A 15450-nucleotide genomic window follows, 5' to 3' on the forward strand; every position below is an offset into this window, starting at 1 on the left:
GTTTCGCGCATCATGGGCGCATTCAGCTCAAGGGAGATCTCCATGCGCTTCATGCCATCCGTTTTGCGCTTTGCCGCGTTGTCCGCCGGCCTGGCCTTTGCCGCCTCGACCATGGCCAGCGACGAGTCGCAACTGATCGAGTCGATCAACAAGTACCGCAGCGAACCGCAACGTTGCGGTGCTCAGGCATCCAGCGAACTGCCACCGCTGTCGGCCGATCCGCGACTGCGGCTACCGGCCAGTGGGGCTGTCAATTTGCAGCAAGCCATGGCCAGCGCCAGTTACCCGATGGTCAACGTACAGGCGATCACCCTCAACGGCCCGCGCGATGCGGCGTCGGCGATGCAGGCGATTCAAGAAAGTTTCTGTCAGGTGGTGCTCGATCCGCAGTTCGTCGATGTCGGTGTCAGCCGCGCTGATCGTGATTGGCGCGTTGTGCTGGCGCGGCCATTGTTGTCGGCAAAACTTGGCGATGCGCAGGGTGAAGGGCAAAAACTGCTTGAGCAGCTCAACGCCGCACGCAGCCAGCCACGCCAGTGCGGCGGCCAGGCCTTCGCCGCTGCCGCACCGCTGGCCTGGAACGCGACGCTGGGCACGGTCTCCCAGGATCACAGCCGCGACATGGCCAACAAAAACTACCTCGACCACAAGGACCGCGACGGCCGCACCCCCGGTGACCGCGCCGAACTGGCCGGCTACAGCGGTCAACTGGTCGGCGAAAACATCGCCGCCGGCCAGGACACTGTGGGCAAAGTCGTCGACGGCTGGCTCGCCAGCCCCGGCCACTGCGCCAACCTGATGAACCCGCAGTACAAGGAACTCGGCGCCGCTTATGCGACCGACCCGAGGAGCGATGCAGGGATTTACTGGACGGCGATGTTTGGGGCGCAGTAAATCTCAAGCCCACAGTCTTTTTGTGGTGTTCTGCTGATCATCGACGGCATCAATCACCCGGTCATTAAGAGTGATTGGACGCTGTTCGACATTGCCCATACCCTGCGCCGTCCAGATCCGCGGTTAGCGGTTTTCCCCACAGCGAGGCTGTCATGTCAGAGCGCGTCTTGATCGATGGCTTCAATCGCCGCGTCGACTACCTGCGCATGTCGGTGACCGACCGTTGCGACTTTCGCTGTGTGTATTGCATGGCTGAAGACATGCAGTTTCTGCCGCGCCAGCAAGTGCTGACGCTGGAGGAAATCTACCAATTGGCACAAAGCTTCGTCGCACTGGGCACGCGCAAGATCCGTCTCACTGGCGGCGAGCCGCTGATCCGTCCCGGCGTGGTGCAACTGTGCGAGCAGATCGCCGCCCTGCCCGGCCTGCGCGAATTGTGCCTGACCACCAACGGCTCACAACTGGGCAAACTCGCCGCACCGCTGTTCGACGCCGGCGTTAAACGCCTCAACGTCAGCCTCGACAGCCTCTGCCCTGAGCGCTTCAAACAGATGACCCGCACCGGCGATCTGGCACAGGTCATCGAGGGTATCGATGCCGCGCGCAAGGCCGGTTTCACTCGCACCAAACTCAACTGCGTGGTGATGCAGGGCCGAAATGATCAAGAGATCAATGATCTGGTGAGCTTCGCCATCGACCGTGAGCTGGACATTTCTTTCATTGAAGAAATGCCGCTGGGCGTGATTGACGAACACAGCCGCGCCGAATCGTTTTTCTCTAGCGCACAAGTGCGCGAACGGATCGCCGAACGCTACGCCCTGATCGACTCCGCCGAATCGACCCAAGGCCCGTCGCGCTACTGGCGGCTGGCCGAAGCCCCGCAGATTCGCCTGGGTTTTATTTCTCCGCACAGCCACAACTTCTGCGCTACCTGTAACCGGGTGAGGCTGACGGTGGAGGGGCGTTTGCTACTGTGTCTAGGTAACGAGCATTCGCTGGACTTGAAAGCCGTGCTGCGCGCCCATCCCGGGCAACCGGAACGTCTGGAGAAAGCGATCATCGAAGCGATGAAGCTCAAGCCCTACAGGCACAACTTTGAAGTGAACGATGACGTACAAATCGTGCGATTCATGAACATGACCGGCGGCTGATGCGTCACGTCCACGCGTAATCGGGATCACCCAGCATGATCATCAGACCCAAGGTCAGTCAGTTCGCCATACTTTTTACCCTCAAGGGTTCGATTGCCAAGCGAATCGCCTTGCGCACCCTGATGGTCACCCTGCTGGCGTCGGCGATTGTGCTGGTGGAAATCCTCTATCCCAGCAGCTTCACCAAGGTCAACGCCACGCCCTTCACGCTGCTGGGCTTGTCGCTGTCGATCTTCATGAGTTTTCGTAACAACGCCTGCTATGACCGCTGGTACGAAGCGCGCAAGGCCTGGGGCGAAGTGATCGTCCATGTGCGCTCGATCATTCGCGAAACCCACATCATCCGCGAATCGGAGCAACGCCGGCCGCTGCTGCTCAATCTGTGCGGCTTCGCCCACGCCCTCAACGCGCGACTGCGGCGTGAAGACGAGGCGGCGGCCAGCGGCGCGTGGGTCGACCCGAAACCCGACGCTCAGGTGCCCGACTACAGCGCACAGATCCTGCACCGGATCGGCGAACAATGCTCCGATCTGCAACAGGCCGGCGCATTAAGCGAATGGCGCTACATGCTGCTGGCCAATCACCTGACCAGCCTCACGCAAGCTCAAGCCGTGTGCGAGCGGATCAAGAATACGCCGCTGCCCTTCCCCTATACCTTGCTGCTACATCGCACGATTTACCTGTTCTGCATCCTGTTACCGTTCGCCATGGCCGAGCCACTGGGCTGGCTGACGCCGCTGTTCACCGCGATTGTCAGTTACACCTTTTTCGGTCTGGATGCGATTGCCGATGAGTTGGAAGACCCATTCGGCCGCGATGAAAACGACCTGCCAACCGATGCCCTGGTCCGCACGATCGAGCGCGACATTCTGGCTGAACTGGGTGTTGCGCAACTGCCACCGGCGTTGACGCCCGTCGATTACGTCCTGAGTTGATCGGCCAGTCACAGCCTTGTCTGAGCACTATTGGATTTAACAAAAGCCTGATTAGATAGCCGCTCCGCCAGAATTCGACTCAGGAGCCGCACTTGAGTACACCGCCGCAGGATCTTCCCCGCCCCGATCCCGTCACCCTGCGTCAGGCCTGGCGCTTCTGGCTCAAGCTCGGCTGTATCGGTTTCGGCGGCCCCGCCGGGCAAATCGCGATCATGCATCAGGAGTTGGTCGAACGCCGCCGCTGGATCTCCGAACGACGTTTTCTCCACGCCCTCAACTACTGCATGTTGCTGCCCGGCCCCGAGGCTCAACAACTGGCGACCTACATCGGCTGGTTGTTGCATCGCACCTGGGGCGGCGTGATTGCGGGCGTGCTGTTTGTGCTGCCGTCGCTGTTTATCCTGATTGCGCTGTCATGGCTGTACATCGCCTACGGTGACGTGCCGGCGGTGGCCGGGGTGTTTTACGGGATCAAACCGGCGGTGACGGCGATTGTGCTGCACGCGGCGCATCGCATCGGCTCGCGGGCCTTGAAGAATGGCTGGCTCTGGGCGATTGCCGGGGCCTCGTTCGTGGCGATTTTTGCGTTCAATGTGCCGTTCCCGCTGATCGTGCTCGGCGCCGCGTTGATCGGTTATCTCGGTGGGCGTCTGGCGCCGCAGCGGTTCGATAACGGCGGCCAGCGCAGCAGTGAAAAATCCTTTGGCCCGGCGTTGATTGATGACGACACCCCGACGCCCGAACACGCTCGATTCAGTCTGTCGCGGCTCTCGCGGCTGGCATTGGTCGGCGCGGCGCTGTGGTGTTTGCCCATGGCCTTGCTGACGGCGTTGTTCGGCTGGGACGGCACTTTCACGCAGATGGGCTGGTTCTTCACCAAAGCCGCATTACTGACTTTTGGAGGGGCCTATGCGGTGTTGCCCTATGTCTATCAGGGCGCGGTGGGGCATTACGGCTGGTTGACGCCGACGCAGATGATCGACGGCCTGGCGCTTGGCGAAACCACCCCGGGGCCGTTGATCATGGTGGTGGCGTTTGTCGGTTTCATCGGCGGTTATGTGCAACCGGTATTCGGCGCGGAACATGCGTTCGCCGCCGGCGCAATGGCAGCGACGCTGGTGACGTGGTTCACCTTTCTGCCTTCGTTTCTGTTCATTCTCGCCGGCGGGCCGTTGGTGGAATCGACTCACAATGAACTGAAGTTCACTGCGCCGCTGACCGCGATCACGGCAGCAGTGGTCGGGGTGATTCTCAACCTCGCGTGTTTTTTCGCGTATCACGTGTTCTGGCCGAGCGGTTTCGTCGGGCAACCGGATGTTTTTTCGATAGCGCTGGCAGTCCTGGCGGCACTGGCGCTGTTCGTTTTCAAACGTGGTGTGATTGAAGTGTTGATCGTTTGCGCCCTTGTCGGGCTGGGCTTTCACCTGTTGCGCTAAACAACCGTCGCATCGCCGATGCGCAATCAATCGTTTACACGCCCGAGGAATGCCCCTTACTATCCGGGCACACCGGTCGGCGGGTCAGTCCCGCCACCGAAGTTTTCCGCCAACGGAAACACGCGTCATGAGTACGTCACTACAACAACCAAAATCGTTGAACGTCTCCGCTGTGTGCGCCCTCTGTCAAAGAGGCCGCGCATGAATCGCATCGTCAATCTCCCCATGGCCCTGCGCCGTTCCAAGCTGCGTCACTCCGCACGCCCGCCGGATATCGCCTGCTGATTTCCTGATTACCGTCAGTCAACAACACAAACTGGATGATGGCCTGTGGCGAGGGGATTTATCCCCGATGGACTGCGTAGCAGTCACGCCTTTTGGGGGCCGCTTCGCGCCCCATCGGGGATAAATCCCCTCGCCACAGGTTCATCGTCGCGTCTGACTGACTGAAGACCTTTTTGAAATCCCTGCCAGGACGCCATCCATCGCGTCCGGCCCGAATCTGCGCGCCTGTGCGGCGCCACCGTGAGTGATTGATTATGAAATTCGCAGCCATTGAAGACGCACGCCTGTTCCTTGAACAGAACCCCGATATCGACATGATCGAACTGTTCATCCTCGATGCCAACGGCGTACCGCGCGGCAAGCTGTTGCACCGTGAAGAACTGCTCGCCGTGTATGAAAGCGGCCGCCCGCTGCCCAGCACTATTCTCGGTCTGACCGTACAGGGTGAGGACGTCGAGAACTCCGGTCTGGTCTGGGATGTCGGCGATATCGACTGCCGCGCCTATCCATTGGAAGGCAGTCTGGTACGCCTGCCATGGCGGCAGATTCCGACCGCTGCGGTGCAGGTCAGCATGCACCCCACCGAGGGCATGCCGGCGAGCATCGCCGACCCGCGCCACCTGTTGATCAAGGTGGTCGACGCGCTCAAAGCCGAGGGTTATTACCCGGTGATGGCTTGCGAGCTGGAGTTCTATTTGCTCGACGCCAAACGCGATCACAACGGCCGCCCGCAACCGGCGCTGGATGCTGACGGCGGGCGACCGCGACACACCCAGGTCTACGGTTTGCGTGAACTGGAGCAGATCGAACCGTTCCTTGCCGACCTTTACGGCGCCTGCAAACTGCACGGCATTCCGGCGCGCACGGCGATCTCGGAATACGCGCCGGGTCAGGTAGAAATCACCCTCGAACATGGCGATGCGCTGGAGGCGATGGATCAAGCGGTGCGCTACAAGCGCCTGGTCAAAGCCGTGGCGCACAAGCACGGCATGCAAGCGACATTCATGGCCAAGCCGTTCGATGATTTGGCCGGCACCGGCATGCACATGCACGTCAGCCTCGCCGATGCCGAAGGCCGTAACTTGTTCGCCTCCGAAGACCCGGCCGGTACCCCGCTGCTGCGCACGGCGATTGGCGGGATGCTCGCGTCCTTGCTCGATTCGCTGCTGCTGTTCTGCCCGAATGCCAACTCTTATCGCCGTTTTCAGGCCAACAGCTATGCGCCACTGGCGCCGACCTGGGGCGTCGACAACCGCACCGTCAGCCTGCGCGTGCCCGGCGGCCCGGCCAACACCCGACACATCGAACACCGTATCTGCGGCGCCGACGCCAACCCGTATCTGGCGGCAGCGGCGATCCTTGCCGGCATTCATCGCGGCATTCGCGAAAACCTTGATCCGGGCGCACCGGTCGAGGGCAACGGCTATGCGCAAGCGAAGGAATTACTGCCGACCGATTGGCTGACTTCGCTGCAGGCGCTGGAAAATTCAAGTTGGGCACGGGATGCGTTGGGGCAGGAGTTTCTTGGGGTTTATCTGGCGGTGAAGCGCGCTGAGTACCGGCAGTTCATGGCTGAAGTGGGTGAGCAGGATTGGCGCTGGTATCTGACTGAAGCCTGAATACTCACATCTCCCCTGTGGGAGCGAGCCTGCTCGCGAAGGCGTCGTCACATTCAACATTTGGGTGACTGACGAACCGCTTTCGCGAGCAGGCTCGCTCCCACAAGGGACCGCGTACCGAACTCGAATTTTGTGTGGACACTGACATGACCAATCGCTGCAATTCCTACTACACCGCCACCCTCAACCAGGACACCGACTACCCGACCCTGCAAGGCCGGCACAAAGTCGATGTGGTGATCATCGGCGGCGGTTTCACCGGCGTCGCCACCGCTGTCGAACTCGCCGAAAAAGGCCTGAAAGTCGCCATCGTCGAGAGCAACAAAATCGGCTGGGGCGCCACCGGGCGCAATGGCGGCCAGGTCACCGGCAGCCTCTCTGGCGATGGCGCGATGCGCAAACAGATGCGCCCGAAACTGGGTGATGAGGTCGACGATTTCATCTGGCATCTGCGCTGGCGCGGGCACGAGATCATCAAACAGCGCGTCGAGAAATACGGCATCGCCTGTGACCTCAAACACGGTCACCTGCACGCCGCCTACAAACCCAGCCACATGACCGATCTGCGCAGCGATTACGAAGAAGCCGTGCGACGCGGACTGGGTGATGAAGTCAGCCTGCTCGACCGCAGCCAGGTGCGTGACCTGCTGCAAAGCGACCTCTACCATGGCGCGATCAAGAACACCCGCAACATGCACCTGCACCCGCTCAATCTGTGCATCGGCGAAGCGCGAGCGGCGGAAAGTCTGGGTGCGCTGATCTTCGAAAACAGCGAAGTGCTGGAGATCATTCACGGCGATACGCCTGGGGTCAGAACCGCCCACGGCCAGATCGACGCCAATCAGGTGATGCTCGCCGGCGACGTCTATCACAAACTCGAACCGGGCCAGCTCAAGGGCAAGATTTTTCCGGCCATGGGCGGCATCGTCACCACTGCCCCGCTCGGCGATCTGGCGCGGCAGATCAACCCTGAAGATCTGGCGGTGTACGACTGCCGTTTCGTCCTCGATTACTACCGCCTCACCGCCGACGGCCGCTTGTTGTTCGGCGGCGGCGCCAACTACAGCGGCAAGGACTCGCGCGACATCGCCGCCGAACTGCGCCCGTGCATCGAGCAGACTTTCCCGGCGCTCAAAGGCGTGCAGATCGACTACCAGTGGAGCTGCGCGATGGGCATCGTGATCAACCGCATCCCGCAACTGGGCAAGCTTTCGGACAATGTCTGGTACTGCCAGGGTTACTCCGGGCACGGCATCGCCTCTACCCACATCATGGGCGAAATCATGAGTCGGGCGATCACCGGGCAGATGGAGCAGTTCGATACGTTTGCGGCGTGCCAGCACATTCGCGTGCCAATGGGGGATTTGCTGGGCAATCCGTTACTGGCGGCGGGGATGTGGTACTACCAGATGCTTGAAAAGTTGCGTTGACTGGACTGCACCCATCGCGAGCAGGCTCACTCCTACAGTTGGAATGCATTCCCCTTGTAGGAGTGAGCCTGCTCGCGATGAGGCCCTAAGCCGCTATACAAATCTCAGTCAGGCAACTGCTCCACCTCAATCCCCAACCGTTGATAATCCTCGACACTCCCCGACGCCAGGTGCCGCTCGGTAATCAACGTATGCACCCGCGTGCACGGCGCCACCACAAACGGCTCCACCGCGCCCAACTTGTCCGCCGTGGTCACCGCGATCACCTGCGCGGCGCTCTCGAACAATGCCTGCTTCACCGGCACCTCATCGAAATACAGCGAACTCAACCCCACCTCCGGATGAATCGCACACACCCCGGTAAACAGCAGATCAGCCTTGATGCTTTGCAGCAGGCGCACGGTCTCGTGGCCGCTGACCGACATCGTCGCCAGGTTCAACTGCCCACCCGCCAGGATTACCTTGATGCCCTTGTATTCGGCGAGGGTGATGGCGGTCATCGGCGACGTGGTCACCGCTGTGATCTTGATATCCGCTGGCAAAGAACGCGCGATCTGCAACGTGGTAGTGCCGGAATCGAACAGCACGATCTGGCCATCCTTCACCCGCCCGGCGGCGAGTTGCGCCAGGCGGGTTTTCACCTCGTCGGTCTCACTGATGCGGGTGAAGTAATCCTTGCCAGTGTCTTTCGGCCTCGGCAACGCGCCGCCGTGTACCCGCTGCACCAGGCCGGCGCTATCCAGCTCGGCGAGGTCGCGGCGGATGGTGTCCTCGGACACGGCGAAATGCTGGCTCAACTCGGAGGCCATGACCTTGCCGTCACGTTCAAGAATCAGGAGGATTTTCTGCCGGCGCAGGGAGGGAAGTTCGGTGACCGAATGATCGTGCATGGTTCTGCCTGTTTATGCTTGTAGTTGCAGGTTTTCGCCGAGACTAGCGAAAGCCTCGGGTAAACACAAATCGGCGGATATCAATTGTTTCGATCATTGGAATCACAAAGCCGAATTTTTCCTTTGCATTCAGCCTGTTCAGAATGGCCCCACTCTCAACAGGCTCAGGATGACCACCTTATGAATCTCAATTTCGCGTTTGCTTGCATGATCGTCGTGTCTTTCGCGATCGCTTTGGGCCACGCCTGAGGCATTAAACCGACGCCGCCAGATGCTCGCGAAACCACTTGTGCGCGGGATCACGGTGAAGTCGCTCGTCCCAGAACATCGCCATTTCGTAGCCCGGCACCTGCAGCGGTGCCTCGACCACTTGCAATGCCGAGTTGCCCCGCACCAGCCGTGACGGCAGCATCGCCACCAGATCGGTGCTCGCCAGCACCGACATCACCATCAGAAAGTGCGGCACCGACAGCACCACTTTGCGCGACAGCCCCACGTCGGCCAGCACCTTGTCAGTCACCCCGAAAAAGCTCCCGCCCTCTCGCGACACCAGCACATGTTCCAGTGCGCAGAACTCATCGCAGCTCGGTTTACCCGTCAAACCGGGATGCCCGAGACGCCCGGCCAACACGTAACGCTCGCTAAACAGCACGCGTTGATGCAGGTCCAGCGGCGCGTCTTCGGTGATGTGCAGCGCCAGATCGAACACGCCCTGCTCCGCTTGCTTGACCAATTGCGCTGGCATCAGGTCGATAACCGCCAGCCGAGTGCCCGGTGCCTGCGCACGTAAACTGCTCAGCGCCGGCAGAAGAATGGTCGATTCACCGTAGTCGGTTGCCGCGACTCTCCAGGTCTGGGTCGCCAGTGCGGGGTCGAACACAGTGGCCGGGGCCACCGCCCGTTCCAGTGCTTCCAGCGCCTCGCGCAAAGGCTCACGCAACTCATCGGCTCGCGCCGTCGGGCGCATACCCCGCGGGCCAGGGAGCAACAGCGGATCGCCGAAGATGTCGCGAAGCTTGGCCAAATGGACGCTCACCGAGGGCTGCGACAGGTTCAGCCGTTGCGCCGCGCGGGTGACGTTGTGCTCGGACAGCAGCACATCGAGGGTCAACAGCAGATTGATATCCAGCCGTCTCAAATTATTCATGGCTATACCAGACATATCAGACATTCATTTCCAATATACCTGTGGAGCGCTGATCCTGCTCCCACTCAGCCACGGAGCTTTAAAAATGAATGTACTACTGGTCTACGCCCACCCCGAACCCACCTCCCTCAACGGCGCGCTCAAGGACTTCACCGTTCAGCGCCTCGAAGCCGCCGGCCACAACGTGCAAGTCTCCGACCTTTACGCGATGAACTGGAAAGCCATCCTCGATGCCGACGACGCCCCACAGCGTGATAACAGCAAACCGTTCCACGCCTCCCTTGACTCGAAACTCGCCTACGCCCAAGGCACGCAAGCCGCCGACATCGCCCGCGAGCAGGAAAAACTGCTGTGGGCCGATGCGCTGATTCTGCAATTCCCGCTGTGGTGGTTCACGATGCCGGCGATCCTCAAGGGCTGGGTCGAACGCGTCTACGCCTACGGGTTTGCCTATGGCGTTGGCGAACACTCCGACAGCCGTTGGGGCGAGCGTTATGGCGAAGGGAAAATGAAAGGCAAACGGGCGATGTTGATGGTCACCACTGGTGGCTGGGAATCGCATTACAGCCCGCGCGGGATCAATGGGCCGATGGATGACCTGTTGTTCCCGATTCAGCACGGAGTTCTGCATTACCCCGGTTTTGACGTGCTGCCCCCCTTCCTTGTCTATCGCACCAGCCGCATGGACGACGCCCGGTTTACCGAGACAACGGATGAACTGGGGCGCCGACTGGATGAGTTGTGGAGTGCCCGGCCGATTGCGTTCAGGCAGCAGAATGCGGGGGATTACGAGATTCCGGGGTTGACGTTGAAGGATGATGTTGCGCCCGGTAAGCAGGGCTTTGCCGCACACCTCATTTAGCGGAGAAAGGTGAAGGAGCAAGCTCCTTCACCGTATCTCAAGGCGATACCACCCGAGCCTTACGCACAAACAACGCATGGGCCTTCTCCCAGAAGTTACCGCCCAGTACAAAGAAACTGCCAACAAACATCAGATCCCCAAGCAATTGCATCTGCCACAAATTGGGCCGCAACCCCGGCCAGAAGTTATCGAAATACGGTTCCAGAAACGAGACAAGCAACGGCAGACAAAACATCACCACGCCGATCCTGTGCCGCAGCGGCCCGACCTCGTCGACCGGTGTCGGAATCATTCCCGAGACATAACCGCCGATCTTGCGCTTGAGCTCGGCGAATCCGGCCTTGCCCATTACCGCGATCACCAGCAGCAACAGCACTTTGTTACTGATAAACAGCACACCGGTCAGCGCCGCCACTTTCGAGCCGGGCACATCAAGGGCGGCGGCCAGTGGCACCATCAGCCACGAACCGAGCATCAGGCAGATGATCGCCACACCGACCTTGAAGCGCCAGTTGGCGGTGGTGGTCGGCGTTACCGGATCTTGGGCAGTGTCCATGGTTTCGTACCTGTTTTGGCGGGATGCCGTGCCTGAAAAGCGTAGCAGCAGATTCGCCCGAACAACCTGCAATTCGCGGTCTATGCTCCAGTGATATTGGCGATTGGGGACACACGCAATGCCTGCACCGACAGCCCTGCTGACGCGGCCCGGTCACCTGTTGTTGCTCGGCGCGCTGAGCTTCAGCGGCTGTGTGCGTCTGGGGCCGGATTTCCAGCCGCCGGCCGAAGCATGGAGCAAGCAGTGGAACAGCGCAGCGCTGGAGCAGGCCAGCGAACGTGCGGCCCAGCCAGACCTGCGCCAGTGGTGGCAGGTATTCGCCGACCCGGTGCTGGATCGCCTGATTGCCGAAGCGGATGCACATAACAGCAGCCTGAAAATCGCCGGCCTGCGGGTGCTCGAAGCCCGCGCCCAACTGGGCATCGCCGAAAGCGGCCGCTACCCGCAACTGCAACAGGTCGGGGTCGACAGCCTCTACATCGACCGCCACCAGTCCGGTGGCAGCAACCCGCAGGATCTGCACTTCTGGCAACACAGCGCCGCGTTCGATATCGGTTGGGAGCTGGATTTCTGGGGGCGCTTCAGTCGCGCCATCGAATCGTCCGATGCCAGCTACTTCGCCGCTCAGGCCAACTACGAAGACGCCCTTGTACTGCTGCGCGCGCAAGTCGCCGACACCTATTTTTCCCTGCGCACCACCGAAGCACGACTGCGCGTCGCCCGGGAAAACGCCGTCCAGCAAAAACGCAATTTCGAGATCACCGAAAAGCTTTTCACCAGCGGCCAGAGCGCCGAACTCGACCTGCAACAGGCGAAAACCCAATACCTAGGCACGCTGAGCAGCATTCCGGCATTCGAAGACCAATTGCTGCGCACGCGCAATGCCCTGGCGGTGCTCGTCGGCCAGCCGCCCGGTGGCGCGGCGATGCTGGCCGAACAAACCGGGCTGATTCCTTTGCTGGATCGCGCCGTGCTGCAAGACGTCCCGGCCAACCTGCTGCTGCGCCGCCCGGACGTGCGCGCGGCGGAGCTGAATGTCGCCGCGCAATCGGCGCTGGTCGGTGTTGCCGAGACTGATCTGTACCCGTCGCTGACCTTGCTCGGCAGCATCGTCTGGTCGACTGATTCCCTCGGTGCCACCCCACGCAGCCTCGACCTGATTGGCGGCCCGAGCCTGCGCTGGAACATCTTCGATTACGGCCGCATCCGCAATAACGTACGGGTGCAGGACGCACGCTTGCAGCAACTGATCGAAGCCTATCGCGACAAGGTTCGGCAAGCCGCGCGCGAGGCTGACGACGCCGCCAGTGGCTTGAGCAAGGCGCTGGGACGCGAACGCATTTTGCGTGAGGCCGAAGGCGCAGCGCGGCGTTCGCTGGTGCTGGCCAACACGCAATACCGCGAAGGTTATTCGGACTTTCAGCGAGTGCTCGACGCCCAACGTGCGCTGCTGGAGTTACAGGACAACTATCTGGTCAGCCGCAGCAACGCCGTGAGCAATCTGATCGCTCTGTACAAATCCGTCGGAGGCGGCTGGCAGAGCAACGCGCCGCAGATCGACGAGCCGACCCGACAACAGATGCAACAACGCACCGATTGGGGCGATTTGCTCACCGCGCCACCCGCCCAACCGGCGTATCCCCTTCCATCGCAGGAAAGCCGCCATGACTGAAAACACGACGCCCGCTCCTGCCCCTGCCCGGCCCGACGCAGCGAAAAAAGGCATCCGCTGGGTGCTACTGCTGATCGTACTGAGCCTGGCCTGGTATCTGCTCGCCGACCGCTACACGCCCTACACCCAGCAGGCGCGGGTCGGTGCGTTCGTGATTCCGGTGGCGGCGGAAGTTGCGGGTCGGGTAATCCGGGTCAACGTGCGCAACAACCAGGATGTGAAAGCGGGCGACACCCTCTTCGAACTTGATCCACAGCCGCTGCAAATCGCCGTCGATCGAGCAAAAGCCGATCTGGAATCGACCCGACGTCAGGTGGGCGCGAGCACCGCCGGAATCGCCTCGGCACAGGCTTCCTTAAGGGCCGCGCAAGCCAACGAACTCAAGGCACGACAGGACAATCAGCGCCTCGAGGGTTTGTACAAACAAGATCCCGGCACGGTCTCCGTTCGCCTTCTTGAGGTGTCGCGAGCCAACCGTGAACAAGCGGTCGCCCAAGTTGCCGCCGCCCGCGCCGAAGTGCAACGGGCGCAGGAACAGGAAGGTGGCAATACCGACACCAACGCGCAGTTACGCAGCGCCGCCTCGGCACTGGCCAAAGCCGAGCTGGATCTGGCCAACACCCGCATCGGCGCACGCTCGGCCGGGTTGATCACTGATCTGCGCACCGACGTCGGCCAGTTCACCGCCGCCGGTAGTCCGCTGATGACCTTGATCGCGATTCATGACGTGTGGATCAGCGCCGACCTCACGGAAAACAACCTCGGCCGCGTGCAACCCGGAACGCCGGTTTCGATCGTTTTGGATGCGCTGCCCGGCGAAGTCCTCGACGGCCGGGTGCGCAGCGTCGGCTATGGTGTCAGCGTCGGCCAGACCCCGGCGCCGGGTACGCTGCCAAGCATCCAAAACAGCCGCGACTGGTTGCGTCCGGCGCAGCGTTTTCCGGTGATCATCGAGTTCACGGAAGAGGCGAAGAAACGCCTCGTCGACAGTCGCGCGATCCGTGCCGGCGGCCAGGCTGAAGTCATGGCTTTCCCCAGCGAAGGTAATCCGCTCAACCCGTTGGGGCGGCTGTTTGTCGGCCTGATGAGCTGGCTGTCGTATGCCTACTGAACGCAGCGTCCCGGCGCAGCGGGCCTTGCGCCTGGCGTTCGGCACCGCGCTGTGCACCGCCGCCAGTTATGCGCTGGCGCTTCCGCTGGCGTTTATTTCGCCCGTGCTGGCGGTGTTGTTGCTGGCCAGTCTGCCAAGGCCATTACCGCTCAAAGGCGCGATAGTGTTGGCACTGGTTGCCGCGCTGACAACGAGCATCGGCCTGCTGCTGGTGCCGTTGCTGCGCTATTACCCGGTGAGTGGTGTGTTGTTGATTGGGCTCGGTTTGTTTGTGGTGTTTCGCTTTGGCCTGCGCGGCGGTAACCCGTTGATCGTGACCTTTCTGGTGATCGGCATGACCATGATTTCTGCCGCCGGATTTGCCGAATTCGATCTCGCGATGGCGGTGATCGGCGCGCTGGTCAAAGGCCTGTTGCTGGCGGTCGCGGTGGTGGGCATCAGCCATACACTGTTTCCAGAACGGCCCGACAGCCCCGTCCCGCCGAAGCCGCCCGCCTTACCCGCCGATGAAGTCCCGCGTGTGGCTCTGCGCGCCACCCTGATCGTCATGCCGACGTTTCTACTGGCCCTGAGCGACCCGGCCAGTTACCTGCCGATCATCCTCAAAGCCGTCAGCCTCGGCCAGCAAAGCTCCACGCCCCACACCCATCACGCCGGCCGCGAACTGCTCGGCTCGACCCTGCTCGGAGGCTTGCTGGCCGTGCTGCTCTGGTGTGGCTTGAGCCTGTTCGTGCATGTGTGGATGTTCTTTCTGTGGACGCTGCTGTTCGGGCTGTGGCTGGCGCGCAAACTCTATCGCCTCAGCCCGACAACCTTCAGCCCCGGCTTCTGGCTCAACACCTTGGTGACGATGATCATCCTGCTCGGCCAATCGGTGCAGGACAGCGCCGCCGGCAAAGACGTCTACAGCGCCTTCGCCGTGCGCATGGGTCTGTTCATTCTGGTGACGCTCTACAGCGCGTTGATGATGCGCCTGCTCGAAGCGCACAAACCCAGCCGTCAAGGCGTGACCTGATAGCCGCGCCCTTGCAGACACCCGGTGTAAGCACTGGAACTGGCTGCTGCATCAGTCTTGCTCTGCGCACGTCGATCCTGACGCTGTCGCGCACCACCTACCACCGCGCCGGCGGCAGCCGATTGCCCGGCGCGGTTCTGCCGGTAATCCTGCTTGCGATCATCGTCGACCGCATCATAAAACTCGTCGTGCTGGCGACCGCGCACCTCAGCCGCTGTTGCACCGGCCGCAGCACCGACGGCAGCGCCCCTCAGGCGACCACCGGTTTGCGGGGTTGAAGTGGTGGAACTGGCGGCGACCGAATGGCAGTCGTTCATGTCGATCTGGGTTTGTTGCGAAGTCTGGCCCTTGAGCGGGACGATGGTTTGCGCATCGGCTTGCGTGGCGCAAAGAGCAGCGATCAAGAGAACGGTGGACGACAAACGGTTCATGATTACCTCCGGCGGG

At 61.4% G+C, this 15450-nt stretch carries 14 protein-coding genes; 10 read left to right on the plus strand and 4 right to left on the minus strand.

Annotated features, from left to right (window positions below):
- Nucleotides 1-42 precede the first annotated feature (42 nt).
- The 6 genes from ACA074_RS16195 (at nt 43) to ACA074_RS16220 (ending at nt 7750) form a co-directional block, all read left to right on the plus strand.
- Nucleotides 43-894, plus strand: a complete 852-nt coding sequence (locus tag ACA074_RS16195; RefSeq protein ID WP_489881259.1) for a CAP domain-containing protein — start codon at nt 43-45, stop codon at nt 892-894.
- A gap of 152 nt (nt 895-1046) precedes the next feature.
- On the plus strand, nt 1047-2045 hold the full coding sequence (moaA, locus tag ACA074_RS16200; protein ID WP_497657523.1) for a GTP 3',8-cyclase MoaA: 999 nt from the start codon (nt 1047-1049) through the stop codon (nt 2043-2045).
- A gap of 35 nt (nt 2046-2080) precedes the next feature.
- Nucleotides 2081-2980, plus strand: a complete 900-nt coding sequence (locus ACA074_RS16205) for a bestrophin family protein (protein ID WP_497677371.1) — start codon at nt 2081-2083, stop codon at nt 2978-2980.
- A gap of 92 nt (nt 2981-3072) precedes the next feature.
- On the plus strand, nt 3073-4416 hold the full coding sequence (gene chrA, locus ACA074_RS16210; RefSeq protein WP_497677372.1) for a chromate efflux transporter: 1344 nt from the start codon (nt 3073-3075) through the stop codon (nt 4414-4416).
- A gap of 539 nt (nt 4417-4955) precedes the next feature.
- On the plus strand, nt 4956-6320 hold the full coding sequence (locus ACA074_RS16215; protein WP_187680516.1) for a glutamine synthetase family protein: 1365 nt from the start codon (nt 4956-4958) through the stop codon (nt 6318-6320).
- A 146-nt stretch (nt 6321-6466) separates the two neighbouring features.
- Nucleotides 6467-7750: an NAD(P)/FAD-dependent oxidoreductase gene (locus ACA074_RS16220; RefSeq protein ID WP_401269423.1), complete on the plus strand. Its 1284-nt coding sequence runs from the start codon at nt 6467-6469 to the stop codon at nt 7748-7750.
- Nucleotides 7751-7854: 104 nt separating this feature from the next.
- Here ACA074_RS16220 and ACA074_RS16225 read toward each other — a convergent pair whose 3' ends face one another.
- Nucleotides 7855-8640, minus strand: a complete 786-nt coding sequence (locus ACA074_RS16225; protein ID WP_497677373.1) for a DeoR/GlpR family DNA-binding transcription regulator — start codon at nt 8638-8640, stop codon at nt 7855-7857.
- Between the two features lie 253 nt (nt 8641-8893).
- Nucleotides 8894-9787, minus strand: coding sequence for a LysR family transcriptional regulator (locus ACA074_RS16230; RefSeq protein ID WP_401269419.1), 894 nt, complete (start codon nt 9785-9787; stop codon nt 8894-8896).
- A gap of 85 nt (nt 9788-9872) precedes the next feature.
- Between ACA074_RS16230 and ACA074_RS16235 the strand changes: the two genes are divergently transcribed.
- Nucleotides 9873-10649, plus strand: coding sequence for an NAD(P)H-dependent oxidoreductase (locus tag ACA074_RS16235; protein ID WP_401269417.1), 777 nt, complete (start codon nt 9873-9875; stop codon nt 10647-10649).
- A gap of 37 nt (nt 10650-10686) precedes the next feature.
- Here ACA074_RS16235 and ACA074_RS16240 read toward each other — a convergent pair whose 3' ends face one another.
- Nucleotides 10687-11205, minus strand: coding sequence for a transporter suffix domain-containing protein (locus tag ACA074_RS16240; RefSeq protein ID WP_497677374.1), 519 nt, complete (start codon nt 11203-11205; stop codon nt 10687-10689).
- Between the two features lie 118 nt (nt 11206-11323).
- Here ACA074_RS16240 and ACA074_RS16245 point away from each other — a divergent pair, with 118 nt between their 5' ends.
- Genes ACA074_RS16245 through ACA074_RS16255 form a run of 3 tightly spaced genes read left to right on the plus strand, consistent with a single transcriptional unit; the run spans nt 11324 to nt 15003 of the window.
- A complete protein-coding gene (locus ACA074_RS16245; RefSeq protein WP_497677375.1) occupies nt 11324-12877 on the plus strand; it encodes an efflux transporter outer membrane subunit in 1554 nt (517 codons plus the stop codon).
- Complete coding sequence (locus ACA074_RS16250; protein WP_497677376.1) at nt 12870-13988, plus strand: HlyD family secretion protein; 1119 nt, start codon at nt 12870-12872, stop codon at nt 13986-13988. Before ACA074_RS16245 ends, ACA074_RS16250 begins: the two co-directional genes overlap by 8 nt.
- The gene (locus ACA074_RS16255; protein ID WP_497677377.1) at nt 13978-15003 is read left to right on the plus strand and encodes a DUF2955 domain-containing protein; all 1026 of its coding nucleotides are present in this window, start codon (nt 13978-13980) and stop codon (nt 15001-15003) included. Before ACA074_RS16250 ends, ACA074_RS16255 begins: the two co-directional genes overlap by 11 nt.
- On the opposite strand, the gene ACA074_RS16260 is transcribed toward ACA074_RS16255, so the two are convergent.
- Nucleotides 14988-15434, minus strand: coding sequence for a hypothetical protein (locus tag ACA074_RS16260; RefSeq protein WP_497677378.1), 447 nt, complete (start codon nt 15432-15434; stop codon nt 14988-14990). The two genes, ACA074_RS16255 and ACA074_RS16260, sit on opposite strands and share 16 nt — an antisense overlap.
- Between the last annotated feature and the right edge of the window lie 16 nt (nt 15435-15450).

Source organism: Pseudomonas sp. LBUM1655, from assembly GCF_059716085.1.

What these genes read in the sequence shown, in the direction of transcription:
- ACA074_RS16235 (WP_401269417.1), top strand. Translation starts at nt 9,873, where the DNA reads ATGAATGTACTACTGGTCTACGCCCACCCCGAACCCACCTCCCTCAAC.
- moaA (WP_497657523.1), top strand. Translation starts at nt 1,047, where the DNA reads ATGTCAGAGCGCGTCTTGATCGATGGCTTCAATCGCCGCGTCGACTAC.
- ACA074_RS16255 (WP_497677377.1), top strand. Translation starts at nt 13,978, where the DNA reads ATGCCTACTGAACGCAGCGTCCCGGCGCAGCGGGCCTTGCGCCTGGCG.
- ACA074_RS16215 (WP_187680516.1), top strand. Translation starts at nt 4,956, where the DNA reads ATGAAATTCGCAGCCATTGAAGACGCACGCCTGTTCCTTGAACAGAAC.
- ACA074_RS16205 (WP_497677371.1), top strand. Translation starts at nt 2,081, where the DNA reads ATGATCATCAGACCCAAGGTCAGTCAGTTCGCCATACTTTTTACCCTC.
- ACA074_RS16250 (WP_497677376.1), top strand. Translation starts at nt 12,870, where the DNA reads ATGACTGAAAACACGACGCCCGCTCCTGCCCCTGCCCGGCCCGACGCA.
- ACA074_RS16195 (WP_489881259.1), top strand. Translation starts at nt 43, where the DNA reads ATGCGCTTCATGCCATCCGTTTTGCGCTTTGCCGCGTTGTCCGCCGGC.
- ACA074_RS16245 (WP_497677375.1), top strand. Translation starts at nt 11,324, where the DNA reads ATGCCTGCACCGACAGCCCTGCTGACGCGGCCCGGTCACCTGTTGTTG.
- ACA074_RS16220 (WP_401269423.1), top strand. Translation starts at nt 6,467, where the DNA reads ATGACCAATCGCTGCAATTCCTACTACACCGCCACCCTCAACCAGGAC.
- ACA074_RS16225 (WP_497677373.1), bottom strand. Translation starts at nt 8,640, where the DNA reads ATGCACGATCATTCGGTCACCGAACTTCCCTCCCTGCGCCGGCAGAAA.
- ACA074_RS16240 (WP_497677374.1), bottom strand. Translation starts at nt 11,205, where the DNA reads ATGGACACTGCCCAAGATCCGGTAACGCCGACCACCACCGCCAACTGG.
- ACA074_RS16230 (WP_401269419.1), bottom strand. Translation starts at nt 9,787, where the DNA reads ATGAATAATTTGAGACGGCTGGATATCAATCTGCTGTTGACCCTCGAT.
- ACA074_RS16260 (WP_497677378.1), bottom strand. Translation starts at nt 15,434, where the DNA reads ATGAACCGTTTGTCGTCCACCGTTCTCTTGATCGCTGCTCTTTGCGCC.